The organism is Sphingobium sp. AntQ-1, from assembly GCF_028538045.1.
Classification (GTDB): Bacteria; Pseudomonadota; Alphaproteobacteria; order Sphingomonadales; family Sphingomonadaceae; genus Sphingobium; species Sphingobium cupriresistens.
In genome coordinates, this window is record NZ_CP117158.1 from 3,723,705 (window position 1) to 3,740,821 (window position 17,117).

15 protein-coding genes and 1 pseudogene are annotated in these 17,117 nt (G+C 62.9%); 10 read left to right on the forward strand and 6 right to left on the reverse strand.

The window, feature by feature from the left end; translation table 11 throughout:
* Window positions 1-8 precede the first annotated feature (8 nt).
* A complete protein-coding gene (locus sphantq_RS18645) occupies window positions 9-794 on the reverse strand; it encodes a F0F1 ATP synthase subunit A (protein WP_272799218.1) in 786 nt (261 codons plus the stop codon).
* Between the two features lie 48 nt (window positions 795-842).
* Window positions 843-1,166 carry an AtpZ/AtpI family protein gene (locus tag sphantq_RS18650; RefSeq protein WP_272799219.1) on the reverse strand — a complete coding sequence of 108 codons (324 nt, stop codon included), beginning with the start codon at window positions 1,164-1,166 and terminating at the stop codon, window positions 843-845.
* A 193-nt stretch (window positions 1,167-1,359) separates the two neighbouring features.
* Between sphantq_RS18650 and sphantq_RS18655 the strand changes: the two genes are divergently transcribed.
* Window positions 1,360-1,665, forward strand: a complete 306-nt coding sequence (locus sphantq_RS18655) for a metalloregulator ArsR/SmtB family transcription factor (protein WP_272799220.1) — start codon at window positions 1,360-1,362, stop codon at window positions 1,663-1,665.
* A gap of 78 nt (window positions 1,666-1,743) precedes the next feature.
* On the opposite strand, the gene sphantq_RS18660 is transcribed toward sphantq_RS18655, so the two are convergent.
* The 3 genes from sphantq_RS18660 to sphantq_RS18670 are packed head-to-tail and all read right to left on the reverse strand — an operon-like array spanning window position 1,744 to window position 5,557.
* The gene (locus tag sphantq_RS18660; protein ID WP_272799221.1) at window positions 1,744-2,145 is read right to left on the reverse strand and encodes a YdbL family protein; all 402 of its coding nucleotides are present in this window, start codon (window positions 2,143-2,145) and stop codon (window positions 1,744-1,746) included.
* Window positions 2,142-2,330 carry a YnbE family lipoprotein gene (locus tag sphantq_RS18665; RefSeq protein WP_066601632.1) on the reverse strand — a complete coding sequence of 63 codons (189 nt, stop codon included), beginning with the start codon at window positions 2,328-2,330 and terminating at the stop codon, window positions 2,142-2,144. Before sphantq_RS18665 ends, sphantq_RS18660 begins: the two co-directional genes overlap by 4 nt.
* Window positions 2,327-5,557, reverse strand: coding sequence for an intermembrane phospholipid transport protein YdbH family protein (locus tag sphantq_RS18670; RefSeq protein ID WP_272799222.1), 3,231 nt, complete (start codon window positions 5,555-5,557; stop codon window positions 2,327-2,329). Before sphantq_RS18670 ends, sphantq_RS18665 begins: the two co-directional genes overlap by 4 nt.
* A gap of 134 nt (window positions 5,558-5,691) precedes the next feature.
* Here sphantq_RS18670 and sphantq_RS18675 point away from each other — a divergent pair.
* The 9 genes and pseudogenes from sphantq_RS18675 to sphantq_RS18715 all read left to right on the forward strand — a co-directional run.
* A pseudogene (locus tag sphantq_RS18675) lies at window positions 5,692-6,243 on the forward strand (JAB domain-containing protein); the annotation flags it as partial.
* A gap of 188 nt (window positions 6,244-6,431) precedes the next feature.
* The gene (locus sphantq_RS18680; protein WP_272799223.1) at window positions 6,432-7,685 is read left to right on the forward strand and encodes a tyrosine-type recombinase/integrase; all 1,254 of its coding nucleotides are present in this window, start codon (window positions 6,432-6,434) and stop codon (window positions 7,683-7,685) included.
* A gap of 331 nt (window positions 7,686-8,016) precedes the next feature.
* Window positions 8,017-8,382 carry a type II toxin-antitoxin system RelE/ParE family toxin gene (locus sphantq_RS18685; RefSeq protein WP_272799224.1) on the forward strand — a complete coding sequence of 122 codons (366 nt, stop codon included), beginning with the start codon at window positions 8,017-8,019 and terminating at the stop codon, window positions 8,380-8,382.
* A 1-nt stretch (window position 8,383) separates the two neighbouring features.
* Complete coding sequence (locus sphantq_RS18690) at window positions 8,384-8,752, forward strand: XRE family transcriptional regulator (protein WP_272799225.1); 369 nt, start codon at window positions 8,384-8,386, stop codon at window positions 8,750-8,752.
* Window positions 8,745-9,656, forward strand: coding sequence for an ABC-three component system protein (locus sphantq_RS18695; protein ID WP_272799226.1), 912 nt, complete (start codon window positions 8,745-8,747; stop codon window positions 9,654-9,656). Before sphantq_RS18690 ends, sphantq_RS18695 begins: the two co-directional genes overlap by 8 nt.
* On the forward strand, window positions 9,653-9,898 hold the full coding sequence (locus tag sphantq_RS18700; RefSeq protein WP_272799227.1) for an ABC-three component system middle component 6: 246 nt from the start codon (window positions 9,653-9,655) through the stop codon (window positions 9,896-9,898). The genes sphantq_RS18695 and sphantq_RS18700 overlap by 4 nt, the downstream gene beginning before the upstream one ends.
* On the forward strand, window positions 9,895-11,658 hold the full coding sequence (locus tag sphantq_RS18705) for an ABC-three component system protein (protein WP_272799228.1): 1,764 nt from the start codon (window positions 9,895-9,897) through the stop codon (window positions 11,656-11,658). Before sphantq_RS18700 ends, sphantq_RS18705 begins: the two co-directional genes overlap by 4 nt.
* Before the next feature lie 156 nt (window positions 11,659-11,814).
* Window positions 11,815-12,750, forward strand: a complete 936-nt coding sequence (locus sphantq_RS18710; RefSeq protein WP_272799229.1) for a hypothetical protein — start codon at window positions 11,815-11,817, stop codon at window positions 12,748-12,750.
* A 76-nt stretch (window positions 12,751-12,826) separates the two neighbouring features.
* Window positions 12,827-14,116, forward strand: a complete 1,290-nt coding sequence (locus sphantq_RS18715; protein WP_272799230.1) for a hypothetical protein — start codon at window positions 12,827-12,829, stop codon at window positions 14,114-14,116.
* Between the two features lie 10 nt (window positions 14,117-14,126).
* Here the strand turns inward: sphantq_RS18715 and sphantq_RS18720 are convergent, their stop codons facing one another.
* A complete protein-coding gene (locus tag sphantq_RS18720) occupies window positions 14,127-17,105 on the reverse strand; it encodes a TrlF family AAA-like ATPase (protein WP_443021509.1) in 2,979 nt (992 codons plus the stop codon).
* Window positions 17,106-17,117 lie beyond the last annotated feature (12 nt).

Here is a 17,117-nt window from a genome sequence, read left to right on the forward strand (position 1 = left end):
CGGAAATCTTAGTGCAGATTCTCGGCATCGTTGAGATAGACCGAGGTCAGCAGCGCGAACACATAGGCCTGGATGACCGCGACCAGCATTTCCAGCGCGCTGATGCCGATCATCAGGACGAAGCTGGCGCTGCCCACGGTCAGGCCGTAGCCGATGCCCGCGTTCGAACTGTTGATGACGAAGCCGGCCAGAACCTTGAGCAGGACGTGCCCGGCGGTCATCGCCACGAACAGTCGCAGGCCCAGGCTGAACGGACGCACCATGAACGAGATCAGCTCGATCGGGAAAATGACCGGGATCATCGCCAAGGGCGTGCCGTGCGGCACGAACAGCGAGAAGAAGTGCAGGCCATGCTTCCAGAAGCCGACGATCAGCACGATCGAGAAGCTCATGATCGCGAGCACGCCGGTCGCGGTGAAGTGGCTGGTGAAGGTGAAGGGGTGCATCCCGACCAGACCCAGCGGCAGCAGGCCCAGCAGGTTCGCCAGCAGGATGAACATGAACAGCGAGAAGACGTAAGGGATATATTTCTTGCCGCCTTCACCCACGTTGGAGATCAGCAGGTTCTTGATGAAGCCGGTCATATATTCGACCGCCATCTGCCAGCGACCGGGGACCAGTTCGCGCTTCATGCCGCCGATCACGAAGACCCACAGCACCACAGCGGCGAGCACCATATAGAGCGCGCTGTTGGTGAAGGCGATGTTGAAGCCGCCCAGCGACCAATGATCCGTACCGAACAGGGGTTCGATAGCGAATTGGTGCATCGGATCGATCTTGCCGGATTCTGCCACGTTGACCCCTGTAACGCCTAATGTCTTCGGACTTGGAGCGAAGCTGCCTTATTGTTCGGGCGGCTTCGTCGTCGTCAATCTGATGATGTTCCTGAACGCCGCCACGATCCCAAGACCGAGGAAGACGAGCAGAAGCCAGGGTGTCGTGCCAAGCAGCCGGTCGAGAACCCAGCCGATCAACGCACCACCGACAAGACCGCCGATCAGTTCCGCCAGAACCCTGTTGCCCAACCGCGAACCATCGTCCGCCGCCTGCACCGTGGCTCCTTGCCTGACCTTTTCGACCTGCTCGGCCTGCGCGATCCGCTCCTCGAGGGAAGCGATCCGCGAGTCTTCGCCCGCCGGGTCCTGTCCGGGTGTATCCGCAGCCATGCATCGTCTCCATCAGGCATTGTCAGCCCGTGGCGTTCGGCATGGCGCTTGCGGCTGCACCCGTCAAGGCGAGGCCCCTCTAGAAAGGGTTGGCAGGAGTGTCAACCCCGCGCAAAAGCCGGGAAATCGGCCTTTCGGACTAGAGGGGTTCGCGCCCTTGCATTTAGTCATTTTCCTATTTAGCTAAATAAGAATGGACAAGATCTTCAAGGCCCTGGCGTCCGAACCGCGCCGCCGCATCCTGGAATATCTGGCGGTCGAGCCGATGACCGTGGGCGAAATCGCCGACAATTTCGAGATGGCGATGCCGTCCATTTCGCGGCATTTGGCGGTGCTGAAAGAGGCCGGCGTCGTGCGCGAACAGAAGCGGGGGCAATATGTGCTCTATACGCTGGTGACGAATCGGCTGACCGGGCAGCTTTATGATTTTTTGGCGCCTTTTTGCGAGCAGGCGCGCGGGATTGTCGAGGCGAGGCCGCGGCGGCGTGGGCGGGATTGAGAGGTCGCAGCGGGCCAAAATGAAAAGGCGCGGTGACATCGCCACCGCGCCTTTCCGTCATTCTCTAAACCGCTGCGATCAACTCGCCGTCGCGCAATAGCCCGGCAGCGCAATCGCGCCTGCGCCCTTGGTCTGCCAGGCGCCGGCGCCGATGCGATAGGCCTGGCCCTGCTTCACCCGGCTGCTGAGCGTCTGGCAACCGGTGGCGGCCGCGACGTCCTGCACTGTGACGCCGCGCTGGCCCGCGAGCTGCGTGTACGCGGCGCGGCGCTTGATGTTGATCGATTCGACTTCGGCGCGCACGTCCGCGCCGACCGTCCCGGCGATGCCGAGATAGCCGTCCGCCTGCTCGCCCACCGTGCCGGCCGCCATGGCGGCGGCGACGGGGCCGGACTGGGCGCGCGCGGGCGCGGTCAGGACGAAGCCGCTGGCCAGCGCAACCACAGCGCCGGCGGCGAACATGAGCATCTTGCGTGTCATTGCGGGAACAACTCCGGGTTATTCTGGATAAGATCCTGCGCGTCGCGTTGCAGCTTGACGACGACCTCCTGCTGCACCTTGACGTTCAGGTTGATTTCGATCGGCTTGTCGGGCGCCTTCACCTGAATGCAGCCCCCCAGCGCGGAAGCGGTCAAGGCCGCTGTCATGATTGCCTGTATCTTCATTTCTGCTCCCCGTTTGGCACAGTTTCGCTTTCCGCAGGCTGAACCGCAAGGCCGTTATTGCTATTCGCCTTCATCTCCTGCTGCACCTTGTCGCCGATGCTGTTCTGAATGAGCTGCGACGGGTCGATGAAGGATTGGGCGGTGCCGAGCAAGCCGCGGAAGGGCGCTGACACGCGGACGTTGAAGATGAAGGGCAGGCCGATGAAGCTGCGGCTGATGCCCGACGGCGCATCGCCCAACTTGCCGCGGTTGACGCCATTGAACACGACGTTGGTGACCATTTCCCCATCCAGCGCGCCGTCCATCAGGATGGTCAGGCATTTATATTGCAGATCCTTGAGCGCGTCGAAGGCCATCTTGCCCATCACGCCGAGTTGCTCGTTCGATACCGGGCCGACATAGGACAGCACGCCGGACTGGCGCGTGGGGTCGCAGGGTATGGTCGGTAGCACGCCTTCGGGCATGATGAGCGGCGGCATCCCCTGTTGCCGGGCGACCAGCACACCGCCGGCGACACGACCGCCCTGCGCGTTGAAGATCAGCGGCATGATGCCGTCGAACGTGCCGGTGGCGGAGATATTGTCCAGTTCCATCGCCTGAATGAACGCGCCCGCATCCAGCCCGACGACGCGGAAGGTCAGATAGCGGTCGACATCGGCGCTGAAATCCATGGTGGTGGGCAGCAGGGAAAGTTCGCCGCCGGAGAAGGGCCAGCCGCCGCCCTCTATCCGCACCTTCTGCCCGGCCTCCAGCCGATAGCGCACGACGCCGTCGCGCACTTCGACGCCCGGATTGACCGACTTGATCCGCACTTCCTGCCCCGGCGCGGTGACCATGCCGATCAGGTCGGTGAAGCGGATTTCGCCCGACAACCCCTCCACCGGGCCGAAGGCGGCGGCAAGATTGGCATTGTCGGTGCGGAAGGCGCCGGTGGAGGTGACCGCCGATCCGGTCCAGTCGATACGCCCCTGCCCCGCCACGGTCGCATTCACATTGGCGACGACGCCGAGCGCGAGCGGGGTCACATCCTCCGGCTGGAGGCCAGGACCAAAGACGAGGTTGGAGACGATCAGGTCGGCATGGCCCTTCCCGCTCGACAGATCGTGCGCGATATCGGTGCGCGCGACGGTCGCGCCATTGCGCGGCGCATGGAGCGTGCCGTTGGCGGCGATGCGGCCGTCCTTGAGGCTGAGCGTGAAGTCGGGGACCGAGAGCGGGGTGAAGCGCGCGGGCGCCTGCGAATCGCGCACCGTCATGGCGGCGTGGAAGGCCAGCGCGCCATTGGCAAAGCTCCAGTCGCCCGCGCCCTGCTCGAGGATCAACGGCACGCTGCCGATCTGGCCGCCTGCACCCGTCACCTTGCCGCCGAAACCGTCTTTGGTCAGCGCGCCGTCCAGAGCCACGGCGGACAGGCGCACCGGCGCGTCCTGCGGTCCGATCGTGAGGGCCGGATTGGCGAGCGCGAATCCGGTGCGGCCCAGCACGACCCGCGCCTGATCGGCGGTCAGGCGCATCGGGCTGTCGCCGCTGCGGCCGTCCAAGTCGAGGTTGCGGATTTCCGCGCCGCCACTGGCGCCGCCCGACCCAGTCGCGAACATCGCGCCGCCGCCGACCGGACAAAGAGTCTGGCGGGTCTGGCCCAGCGCGAAATTGCCGTAACGCGCCTCGACCAGCGAAACGGGAACGCAAGCGGAGTTGACGGTCAGCGCGCCATTGGCGGCCATGCGCCCTTCGACCGGCAGGCTGAGGCCCCGCACGCGGCCGTCGGGCAGGGGGCCGTCGAGCCGGACCGCGGTGGAAAAGCGGGTCGCGCCACTGGCGTCTGCGGTGAAGCGCACCCGGTCGAGCGCCAGGCGCGCGTCGCCCGCCGCATAGGGATCGACAAACAATTCGCCGCCGAACCCGCCGCCCGGTCGCCGCTTCAGGCGCAGCGCACCCCTGGGCAGGCCGCCACCATCCGTGGTCAGCGCGCCGTCCAGCGCCCAGTCGAGGCCGCCGACCTTGCCCGGCCAGGCCAGTGTCGCCAATGCGCCCGGCGCGAGGCCGACGCGCGCGCCGCTGCGCGCGTCGAGGCCCGCATCAGTGATGACGACGCTGCCGCTGCCCTGTTTCTGCACCAAAGCGAAGCGGGTGTGAACGCGGTTGGCCGCGCCCGCCCGTTCGACCGCATCGGCCAGGCGCGCGGCGAGCGGCCCCACCGGCGTTCCGGCCGCAGCAGTACGGACACCCGCCAGCGGGTCACGTCCGGTCAGGTGGATATCCTGCCCCGACAGCGCGCCTTTCAGGCTCGTCCCCTCCGCGCCGACCACCCAGTCGCCGGTCAGACGCACGTCGCGCAGCAAGGCGCCGCGTCCCGTCACCGCCTTTGCGCCCAAGCGCACTTTGCCGCCGGTGCGCACAGCCGTGCCGTCGAAATCGATGCGGCCATCGGGCGACGCCAGCACCAGGCCATTGCCCCTGAAGGCCTCGCCCGACAGGTCGACATGGCCGCTCCAGCGGTCGAGCGCCTGCCCAAGGCTGAGGTCGATGGCCGCGACGGGCCGGGCGATCGCCGCGCCTGCGTCGCGGCAGGCGACGGCGTCGGCGCGGATCGGACCAGACAGATGCGGCTGGCCCTGCCGCATCGCGACATCGAGCATGGCCGTCGCCTGCGTCAGGCCGCAGCCCGCCAGCGACGCGCGGGGCATCGCCGCGGCCAGCTTGCCGCGGAAGCCCGACTGGAGATTGCCGTTGCCGTCAATCTGCATACCTACGCGCCCGGCGTCGGTATCCAGCGTCAGTCGCGCGTCGGCGAGCGCCACGATGATGTCGGGCAGGCTGAAGGGCGCAGTCGAATCGGGGTCGCGAAACTTGTCGAGTTCGCCCAGACGCAGGATGCCATCATGCAGGGAGCCGCGCATCCGCACGCCCCCTGCCCGCACCGCCGCGACCTGCGGCGTCAGGCCGACAAAGGCGACGTCGACCTCCACCCAGCGCGCCGTCAGATCCGGCTTGGCCGGATTGCCCAGCACGATATTTTCGATCCGCTGGGTGCGCAGGCCCACATCGACCAGGTCATAATTGGCCTGCACCCCGCGCCGGTTGAGTTCCCGGCTGACGAAATTCTCCGCAATCGGGGCGCGCTGCGTCCACAGCGCCGCCAGCACCAGCGCCAGCGACCCGGTGCCAACGCCCAGCCAGCGCAGCCATGCCCGGCGAACCGTCTCTTCGCCGTCCTGTTCTTCCATGCTTATGGCCAACCCCGGCTTGCTGCGACACTGATGGTCCGTAACGGGACCATAACGTCTGTCACCTTCTAAATATCCTTGCCCCGCGATTCCGCAACGCATAGCGTCACAAAGCCGGTAAAGGGGGCGAATTGTTGTCGGAACAGGATGGAAAAGCCCCGCATGACGGCGCCGGCCATCGCGCGCGGTTGCGGAGCAAGCTGGCGGAGAGCGGCGGCGATGGCCTGCACGACCATGAGCTGATCGAATACCTGTTAGCGCTCGCGATTCCCCGGCGCGACACCAAACCGCTGGCCAAGGCGTTGTTGCGCGAATTTGGCGGCATCGGCGGCCTGATGAGCGCCGACTGGCAGGCGATCGCGCGGTTGCCAGGCATGGGCGATACCAGCATCGCGGCGATCAAGATCGTGCAGGCGACGATGCTGCGGGCGCTGCGCAACGAGGTGGCGGCGCGGCCGGTGCTGGCCAGTTGGCAGGCGCTGCTCGACTATCTGCGCGCGGACATGGCGCATCTGAGCGTGGAACGGGTGCGCGTATTGCACCTGAACAGCCGCAACATGCTGATCCGGGACGATCATATGGGCGACGGATCGATCGATCAGGCGGCGATCTATGTGCGCGAGGTCATCAAGCGGGCGATGGAATTGGGGTCGGCGGCGCTGATCCTGGTGCACAACCATCCCACTCGCCTCTGTTGATCACGCTGGATCACGCTGGATACCGCTGATTCACAAGGCTTTTTGGGGTTGTCGTACAGTGGGATATCGTGGCATATTGGGGTCGGTTTTAGGGGGATCGAAGCCCTTTTTGACCCCAGTCGCCGACCCCACAAATCCGTCTGGCGACCCCACTAGGAAGCCGATGGAGAACCCCAGTGCCAAGCCTTACCGATGGAGAAATACGCCGCGCCCTGAAAGAGGTCGAACAGACCGGAAAACAGCTCAGCCTCGTCGATGGCGAAGGACATGGAACCGGGCGCCTCATCCTTGTGATGAAGCCCATGCCGACCCGGGTCACCTCCGACTGGATGGCTCAGCAGTGGCGCGATCAGAAGCGCATCAAGAAGAAGCTCGGATCATATCCTTCGATGCCACTCAGCAAGGCGCGGGAGATGTTCAACCGCGATTTTGCGGACATGATCCAGAAGGGTCGCAGCATCAAGATCGCCGGCGACACGCGGCCTGGAACCGTCGCCGACCTCTTCGAAGCCTATGTCGCGTACCTCAAGGACGCGGAAAAATCGTCATGGAAGGAGGCAGAAAAGGGCCTCAACAAGATCGCTGACACGCTCGGGCGGAATCGCCCTGCCCGCGACATCGAACCGGACGAGATCACGGCCATCCTCCGCCCCATCTATGAACGCGGCAAGCGCTCGATGGCGGATCATGTGCGAAGCTACATCCGATCGGCTTTCAGCTGGGGCCTGAAATCCGAGCATGACTACCGCTCGGTCTCCGCGCGTCGCTTCCGTCTGGTCTACAATCCGGCTGCGGGCATACCGACGGAACCCAAGAAGGTCGGAACGCGCTGGCTGGACGAGGATGAATTCCTCCGACTTTATCGCTGGCTCGAATGCCCGGACACTCCGGTGCATCCGCCATATACCCGCGCGGTCAGGATTCTGATGTTGACGGGGCAGCGCGTGGAAGAGATCGCCCGGCTGCACGTCGATCAGTGGGATGCGAAGGAACGCATCATCGACTGGTCGAAGACCAAAAACGGAAAACCTCACGCGATCCCTGTGCCAACGATCGCGGCAGAGCTTATCGAGTCGATCACCCCCAATGCTCATGGCTGGTTCTTCCCTTCGGCGACCGATCCATCCAAGCCGGTGAGCCACGGAACCCTCTATTCGTTTATGTGGCGCCAGCGGGACCGTGAGGTCATCCCATACGTGACAAACCGCGATCTGCGGCGAACATGGAAAACGCTCGCTGGTAAGGCCGGCCTGTCCAAGGAAATCCGGGATCGCTTGCAGAACCATACGCTGCAGGACGTCAGCTCCAAGAGCTATGACCGCTGGAACTACATGCCCGAGAAGCGCGCGGCCATGGCAAAATGGGACAAGTTCGCCCGGGTGCTGCTGACTAAGAAGAAAGGCAGCGGCGCGCTGAAAAAGGCGGCCTGAGCGTGCGGGCCCAGTTGCTGACTGCCGCTGCGATCCCCCCCGACGTGCTGGCGAAGCGCGGCGAAGTCGTCGGATGCTCTCCTACGAACGCGTCATCGCGCTGTGCCCCGTACGGGGTGTCAGGGGACAGGGGTGGCGGCATGAGTCCTCCTCCGCCCAAACCCGCCTCGCGTCGCATCAAGGTTGGCCAGCTCTCGGAGAGCCTGGCCCGACGGCGAATTTGTGCAACAGGTCGTTGCACTATTGCCCTGCCGCCACGCAGTGACTGCGTCGGCGGTCGCTCCGCGCACCTCTTCCTATTGACCGAACATAGCTCTTAAGCTATATCGATATGTGGGAAGTCAAGCTACACAATGCCTTCGAAGCGGAGTTTCAGGCCTTCGAGCCGACCGTTCAGGACGCCATGTTGGTGGTCGCCAAGGTGCTTGCCGATTTCGGTCCGCAGCTTGGCCGCCCGCATGTCGATACGCTGAAGGGATCGAAACACGCCAATATGAAGGAGTTGCGGTTCGAGGCAGCCGATGGCGAATGGCGAGCAGCCTTCGCCTTCGACCCTGAGAGAAACGCGATCGTGCTCGTGGCCGGCGACAAGTCGGGCGGAAGCCAGAAGCGCTTCTACAGGAGCCTGATCGCAAAGGGGGACCTACGGTTTTCCGACCATCTGGAAAGCCTGAAGTCCGGGAAGAAGGAAAAGTGAGATGGCACGGAGCCTGAACGAAATCATCGCCGAGCTGCCGCCGGAGCGCCAGGCGGACATCGAGGCACGCTATCAGGACCTCAAGCAGGAAGTCGAAGGCCTTCGGGAGCTGCGCCAGATTACCGGCAAGGCACAGGCCGAGATCGCCACCGCGCTCAACATCAAGCAGCCCTCGGTGTCCAAGATCGAGAAGCAGGCCGATATGTACCTCTCGACACTCCGCAGCTATGTCGAAGCCGTCGGCGGCAAGCTGGAACTCATGGTGAAACTGCCGAAACGGCCGGCCATGCGCATTCATCATCTCGGTGACGTCGCACCGGCGGTGCGTGCGCCCAAGCCAACTCGGGCAGCCAAACAGCGCCATGGATGAGCTGCAGCACTCCATCTATGTCGATCGCTTTCGGCTGGCCTTCCACACCCAGCATGGCACCGCGTTCCAAGACTGGTTCGTTCGGCTAGCTGGCTATGCTTTCGGCCCCGATTTCGAAGAAGTGCGTCCTTATGGTCCCTACGGCGATCTGAAATGCGACGGCCGCCGCGTCAGCACCAAGTCCGTCTTCCAGTGTTATGCCCCAGACGCGATGAAGGAAGCCGAACTCATCAGCAAGGTCGATGAGGACTTCCATGGTGCACGCGGCCATTGGAACGCAGATATGGCCGAGTGGGTCTTCGTCCACAATGATGGTCGCGGCCTCCCGCCCAATGCGGTCCAGCACATCGATGGCCTGCGTCAGGCGCACGCGCCGCTTGCCATCGAGACCTGGTCGGAGCCGGAACTCCTGAAGCTCGCGATGGGACTCGAACTCGCAGCCCTGCAGGCGCTGTTCGGCCCTGCAGCGTCGATCGCTATCGTCGATCGCCTTGTGATGGCCGACCTCGTGCCGATCATCGAAGCGCTCCAGCGTCAGGACCCGAACGCCGGCGATCCGCCGCTGACCCCGCCGTCCTTGGAGAAGCTGGAAAAGAACGCGCTGTCGGAAGAATCCGGCCTGCTGTTGCGGATCGGCCGACGCAAGTCGAGCCTCGTCGACACCTTCTTCCGCAAGAGCCCTCGGCCGGATCTCGGCGAGCGTATCGCCGAGGCGTTCCGTATGCGCTACGCCGAGTTGAAAGCCTTCGAACTTCCGGCTGACACGATCTTCAAGCACTTGCAGGATTATGCCGGCATGAATGGCGAACCGAAGCGCCAGGGCGCCGCGCTGGCCGTGCTAGCCTATTTCTTCGATAGCTGCGACATCTTCGAGGATCCTCTCGTCTCTGTGGAGGCGTCATGATCCTCCCAACAAAGCATGTCCGTCCGGACCGCGCTCTCATCGGCGTCGGCGCCGAGGTTCTGGAAATCCTGAAGCGACCGATGACCATGTCTCGCCTGTGGGACGAGGTGCGCGGCCGCCGCTCGCAACATGCTCCCAATGCGCCGATCGACTATCAATGGTTCATCCTCGCACTGGACCTGCTCTACACGATCGGCGCGCTCGACTTCGACCGCGGCCTCGTGCGGAGGGTCGCGTCATGATCCGCCGTTTTGGCAGCGACCTGGCTTCATTCAAGGCCCTGACTTTCAAGCCAGGCCTCAACATCCTGCTGGCCGACAAGAGCGAGGGCGCCAACGACCGCCAGTCTCGCAACGGGGCCGGCAAGACAAGCTTTATAGAACTGGTGCATTTGCTGTTCGGCGCCGACGTCCGTAAGGAAAGCATCTTCCGGTCCGAGGTTCTCACCGAATGGACCTTCGATGTCGCGGTCGATGTCGCCGCCGAAGCGATCTCCGCGGCCCGCAGCGGCGCCAAGCCGAGCCGGCTCATGATCAACGGCGCCGTCGAGAACTGGCCGATCGCACCGCAGTTCGACTTGGCAGCCGGACATTTCGAACTTTCGAACGAACAGTGGAAGGCCAATCTCGGCAAGCTCTGGTTCGGTCTGCCGCTCTCGGCCGGTGACGAAAGCGAACGCTTTCAACCGTCCTTCCGGTCCTTGTTCTCCTATTTCGCGCGCCGCCAGCTCAGCGGCGGATTCCAACAGCCGATGCAGCATTCGACAATGCAGCAGGCCTGGGACCAACAGGTTTCGATCTGTTATCTGCTCGGTCTCGACTGGAGCATTCCGGGCAAATTCCAGGAACTGCGCGGCCAGGAAAAGGTCGCCCAGGAATTGCGTAAGGCTGCCAAAAGCGGCGACCTCGGACGCTATTTCGGCAAGGCCGCCGATCTGCGCACGCGCCTCACCATCGCCGAGGCTCGCGCCATCAGGCTGCGCGAACAACTTACCTCGTTCGAAGTCGTGCCGGAATACAAAGAGCTTGAGCGCGAGGCTAATCTCATCACCCGCGAGATCGACGCCTTCAATGTCGACAACGTCATGGACGGTGACTTGCTTCAACAACTTCGAGCGTCACTCGGCGAAGAAGGCGCCCCCGATCTCGGCGACGTCACCAAGCTCTACGCGGAAGCCGGCGTCGTCTTGCCGGACATGGTCCGACGGCGTTTCGACGAAGTAGAACGGTTTCATCGCTCGATCATCGAGAACCGGCGCGCCCACCTGAACGCCGAGATCACCTCCGCCGAAGCGCGCATCGCCGAACGCGACCAGCGCACCGCCGAGCGCGATCGCCGGCGTCGCCAGATCATGAAGGTGCTCAGTTCGGGCGGCGCGCTGGAGCATTACACGAACCTGCGTGAAGAGGCCGGCCGCGCCGAGGCCGAGGTAGAGGGTTTGCGGCAGCGCCTTGAGACCGCCGAGCGTATCGAGAGCACCAAAGCCGAACTGGACATTGAGCGGGCCAATCTGACAAAGGCGCTTCGGGACGACCTGCACGAGCGCAATGACATCCTGCGCGAAGCGATCCTGACATTCGAATCATTGTCGGAATCTCTCTACGAGAAAGCCGGAAGCCTCACCATCGCTGAGACCGGCGGCGGCCCTCAGTTCGACGTCCATATCGATGGCCAGCGGAGCAAGGGCATCACCAACATGCAGATCTTCTGCTTCGATCTGATGCTTACCGAGATCAGCCTGAAGCAAGGCCGCGGGCCCGGCTTCCTTCTGCACGACAGCCACCTGTTCGACGGCGTCGATGAGCGCCAGGTCGCCAAAGCCCTTCAGCTCGGCGCCGAGCGCGCCGAGGCCGCCGGTTTCCAGTACATCGTGACGATGAATTCCGACGTTCTTCCCCAAGAGGGGTTCAAGCCCGGCTTCAAGGTCAGGGACCATGTCCTGGAGACCAAACTCACCGACGCGACCGACACCGGTGGGTTGTTCGGGCTTCGTTTCAATTAGGAGCGCCGATGCGATCTGCGCCCTTCACCCGTCCCACCCTCGCCGCCGCCGTCGAATTGCTGGAGCAACACAGCCAAGCACGGTTCAACCAGATGGTCCTCCGTCTCGGCCTGGAGGACGAGATTTCCTCGAGTACGCTTCCCAAACGAGGTTACGATGACTCGACTCTTCGACATTGACGGGCCGAACCTCGACCGTGGTTTCGTCAATCTCAAGGCTGCGGAGTCATCATTCGAACAGCATCTCCATGGCCTCATCGAATCCATGTGGGCAGTTTACGAGCCGTATGCCGATCCCGACTTCGCCCAGGGTTTCGCCCGCGATGTCGATGGGCGTTTTTGGGAAATGTATCTTGGCTGCACGCTGCTTGAAGCAGGCCGCGCACTACTGCCTGTTGTCGAGCGCCAGCGCGCTGGCGGCCAACCGGATCTGTGCGTCGTCGAAGAGGGACGGCGCATCTGGATCGAAGCGATTGCTCCCGACGAGGGCGACCCCGGTCCCGATCAGCTTGTGCGACCTATTCCAATGAATGAGGGCGGCGGTCTGTCCGCCGCGCCAATCCGCCAGGCTCAATTGCGCACGACGAGCGCGTTCCTGACGAAGGCGCGCAAAATGGGCCAATATCTCAGACAAGGCGTGATCAGCCCAGATGACGTGCGTATCATCGCGATCAGCGCTAGTCGCTTCGGTGTGTATGTCGCGGAAAAACCCCTGCCCTTGATCATGACGGCATTGTTTCCGATCGGTGACGCCTTCATCACGATTGATCGAGCAACCGACGATGTGGTGGAGGAAGGCTTTCATCCGGCACCCTTCATCGATCGCGAAGCCGGCCCAATACCGCGCACAGCCTTTCTCGACGAACGGTTTGCCGACATCTCCGGTGTTCTTTGGTCGCGCGTTGGGCTCGGCAACCTTTCGCGCCAAGGCCGACCACTCACCTACGTGCATAATCCTCTTGCACAGGTTCCGCTTCCGATAAACTGGGGCGTCTGGGATCGCGAGTTTGTCACCACGCCTGAGGGAGAGGCGTGGGAATCGACGGACATTCTCGCGCCCCTGCCATTGGCGGAAGCGTCAGCCGAGCAATGACGACGCTGAGGTGGAGGCCATAAGGAGCACTGGCTTTAACGGCAGAAATTCTCCAACCAGTGGGATATTGACCGCGTTGAGCGATTTCAAAAGTTTCATAGCGAGCGACGCCGGCGCATCAGCCCGATACCAGTCACGGCGTGGACGGCGTATCCACATCAGCATCGACGACATCGAACCCCAGTCGAAAAAGATGTCGCCCGCCGATCGAGCGGCCTTTCAGACGGCGGTTGCCGAACATCTCACGTCGGTCAAACGCAGCACGTTCAGAGGTGATGTAGCGCTCAAGCTCGACCTGGCGACGGCAGGCAAGTCTCCGCCGCACGCACATACGATTGCCAAGAATTTTCTGGACCTCCTCGGAGACCGGATGACCGGCGTGGACTGGCCGAAGAAGAGCCTTCTGTATGCCGATGACAGCCAGATTCAGGCACTGTCGGTGTCGTGTCGCCACGGCGAAGACGAACCAAACATTCGCATCGAAGCCAGGCCCTTTGCCGCCATGCTCGACGATCTGGAACTCGCCGGCGTCGCTTTGCAAGCCGCAGAGAGCATGGAGTCCCACTATGAGCGGGAGCGCGAAGATGAGTGGGTCGACACGTTTCGCGATCTCGTCCGAGACGAGATAGGCCAACGCAAAGCCCTGGGCGACAAAATGTACGAGGCGTACCGAGAAATGGTCCGTTGGAGCGCGCAACGCGCGCTGCTCGGTCGCAGTGGCGTCAACATTCCTGTCTTAGGGTGGATGTACGGCCTTCCCCGGGGCCTTCCCACCGGGTTCGACAAAACGATGTGGGCCCGGTTGGTTGGGGACTCCAAGCTTCGGCTTCAGGTCGGTGAACTGCCTATCGCGACCGGCGGATCATCAGCCTTCAGGCAGAATGTGTCGGACGAAATCGCCGCCTTCAAAAAGCGCTGGGACTGGATCATCAGCCCGCTGGTGGTAGCTGTAGCGCTGGAAGTCGTCGTGCGACCGAACCCCAAGACCCCACCAGCGGTTCTGCATGACCTCGACAATATCGTTCGCGACTATCTCATCCCCGGTATCGTCCCTGCCTTCGGTACGGTCTCCGACCAGCGATGGACGATCGACTTCGCCGAACTACGGGCACGCGACCCAAAGCTTGCCGATTCATGGGGGCCAACCCCGACACCGCCAGCCGGGACGAGAAACGGCGTCACGCGCTACGAAGTCTGGCGCCTGCCAGCAGTCGTGGGCGAACCGGGCTTCGTCAGCGTCGCGCTTGTCGCCGATATCGACGCCAAGGGCGACCTGATGCAGCAAATGGACGATCACATCACTGAATGGCGAGACAACCTCTCGGACGATAGCCGCGATTCCTGGCGACGGCGGCGGCGCCGATAGAACGCCTCCACTAGCGATCCAACCTGACGCGCAGTCTGCGGGCGCGCTCTTGGAACGCGCCTTCTCCGCCTTCTAGGATGTCGCAGACTGATCTCCTGATAGAGGCGCTTTCCAGGCCGCCGGACGTGTAAGTGATTGGGGGCAAAGCACCATGCGGATGCGGTCCGGACTCCGCGATAATGATCTGGTCTGCGTCGGTGTTGATCACCAGATTCGCATTATGCGTTACCATGATCACCTGGCGATGTGACTTGGCCTCGACAAACAGATGGACCAGCTCGTCGAACACTGACTTCGGGTCGAGATTTTCCTCTGGCTGATCAATAACGAGCGGTCGATCGTCGCTGTCGTCGAGGGCAAGGTACAGCAGCAATAGAACGATCCCGCGCGTGCCGGGGGACAACTTCCGGATATCGACGCCATCATAGTCGATGCCGTACCGGATCGAGATATGATCGGTGCTGAAAAGCCACTGCGCAAAGCGCTTCGACCACGCCCGGAACTCGACCTGATCGGTATGCGCGACCGGAGAATGGTCGAGCAGATCCTTTTGGTAGAGCCGGCGGAACTCTGCCATTGCGGCGCGGACAGCGGCGGAGTCGCCGGTTTCCCAAGCGCCTTTCAGAACCTCGTTCGCCTTTTGAAGCAGTGTTCCCTTACCCCGGAACGACCCGGCCTTGCGCAAATCGACGAGCCCGTCTTCAGCTTCTGACGCCCATTGCCCGACACTCGCAATCCGGGCGACCGAGAATGATAGCTTCTTCAGCGTGCCGGACGACGCGGCAAGCCTCGCCATCAGCGGCGCATATAGCTCTTCAAGAACCGACTGCTCGGCGACCAGGGCATCGAAAGCCCTGCCATAGGCTTCCTCGCGCTTGGCTTGCAGATCACGTGCCCGATCCTTAGCGCCCTGTGCGTCCTTCAGCTTGTCGCTGAGGGTCTGAAGAGCCGCCGTCTCCGTTGCAATGTTGCCGGACAGGGCGGTGTATCGCTTCTGCGTTTCCTTGTCGGCGCTGACGAGCTTTTCCAGTCGGCTCATTTCCGCGTCGAGGACGGCCTGGGACAGTGTGGTCAGGTCGGTATCGTCCGGGAAGAAGGGTGTGTTCGGGTCGCCCGCGGGGGGCGCTATACCCTTCAGTGCGGCGATTTTGCCGTCCACCCATTTCACATAGGTAGCGAGGTTGTCGTCAACCTTGCCCTTGTAGTCTAGCAGGAACGCCGCCCACTGTTCATCTGACATGCCGCTGTGCGGATGACGGGTCTGGGCTTGGCGAAGCGTTTCGGGAGCTTGGTTTCGTCGCAGATCCTTCACTTCGTCCTGCATCGCCAGGAAGGTCTGACGTTGGCCCGTAAACCGGCGCAGGTCCGCTCGCACTTGGTTCGCAGCGCCCGCCAAATCCGTGTGCCGCTGCGCGCGCAGCTCGCTGCCGGCCGAGACCAACTTGGCGCGGTCGGCCGTGTAGGCATCAATCAGCTTCTTCTTTTGCGCCACCTGACCGTCGTAGGTCGCGGTGAGCTTTTCCTTTTCAAGTTCGGTGCTGATCCGGTCGGAAATCTGCGAGACCGCCTCAGCTTCACGCTCACGCGCAAGCCGATGCCGGGTCGCCCGCTGTTCCAGCAACTCCTCGAAATCGAGCGCGCCGTCACGTTCCTCGTCAGGATGGGCTTCGAAAATCACGCGCTCGATCTCGCGAAGCAAGCCATCGGTCAGGCCGCTTGATGAGCAAAGCTCCTCGACAAACTGCTGTGACAGGTAGCGCACACGCTCGTAGGCAAACGGGCCGTTTGCGTCCGCGCCGTCGAGCGACCTAACGCTCGGCTCGCCCGCCGCCCAGCTCACCTTGACCTTACCGTCACCGATCAACGGCCGGGCCCGGACCAGGAAGGATGGATTGGCCCATTCGTCAGCATTCCAAGACTCATCGGTGATCGAGTCGCACCCTGCCGCGATCATGTCGGCCAACGCGGTCTTGCCAGACCCACGAGCACCAATGATCGCCACCAGACCTGGGTTTAGCGGGATGACTGGTGTGGTCGCCCAGGGCGAATTGAGGATTTCGATCTGCGCGATCACCTGCGAAGGCGTGGCCGATGCCGGCGGTTCGGCGCCGACATGCGCCCGGCCCCCGGGGTCGATGCACGCCTGGCGCAAAGCGTCGAACTCCAGCGCGCCCTTGATCCACGAGAAGCGATCTCCGAACGGGGTGGCGACATCTTCCAACTTATGGGCGTCACTGCCATGCAGGCAGGGCTTGAGCCCGCCATATCGGCTGCGAACCTCGACAGGCGTCAGATCACGCTTGCCGAGCCAGAATTCCCGCTGCGCCTCGCTGCCCGCGAAAATCACATGCGCAAATCCCTCGATCTCACGGCGAAGGGTCTGATCGGCGGCCTCGCGCACGCCCGACGTGCCGTCATTCGCCCCGCCTGCAACCGCGATCAGGATGTTCTTCTTCGCCCACCCGCTTTCGGAGAAAACCTCCCGCAGCTTCTGGAAATTCACCTTGAACTGGTTCGCCCCGTACGACAGCGCCGCACGATCGTCAGTGATGTTCGGATCGGCCTTTTTGCCGAGGCGAATGAGGTCTTCCTTGGTGCAGTCGAAACGATCTTGCATGACGTTGAACTGCAACCGCGACAGCAGTCGCCGCAGCTCTTCGACGTGGTTTGGATCTTCCGGGCTCACGAAGAGATGCAGATTGACGAAGCCGCCTTTGGCCGTCGCCACGTCCAGCCTCAGCTCAACATTGGGAAAGACGAGCTTGGCGTGCGGTAACCGGCCGGCGTCACGTCGGCGAAGCACTTCCTCGTACGTGTCGGTCACATAATAGTCAGTGACCGCAATCGCCTGGATCACGGGCGTGGCCTGCTCGAGCGCCGTCAGGTAATCTTCCCAAGCCGTAGGCCCGCTGAACTGATTGTTCATCGCCGTTCCCGGCGCGTGAATATGAGGCTCCCAACGCCTCCACTCAGATCCCCGACTCAGCATTCCCCCCACCCT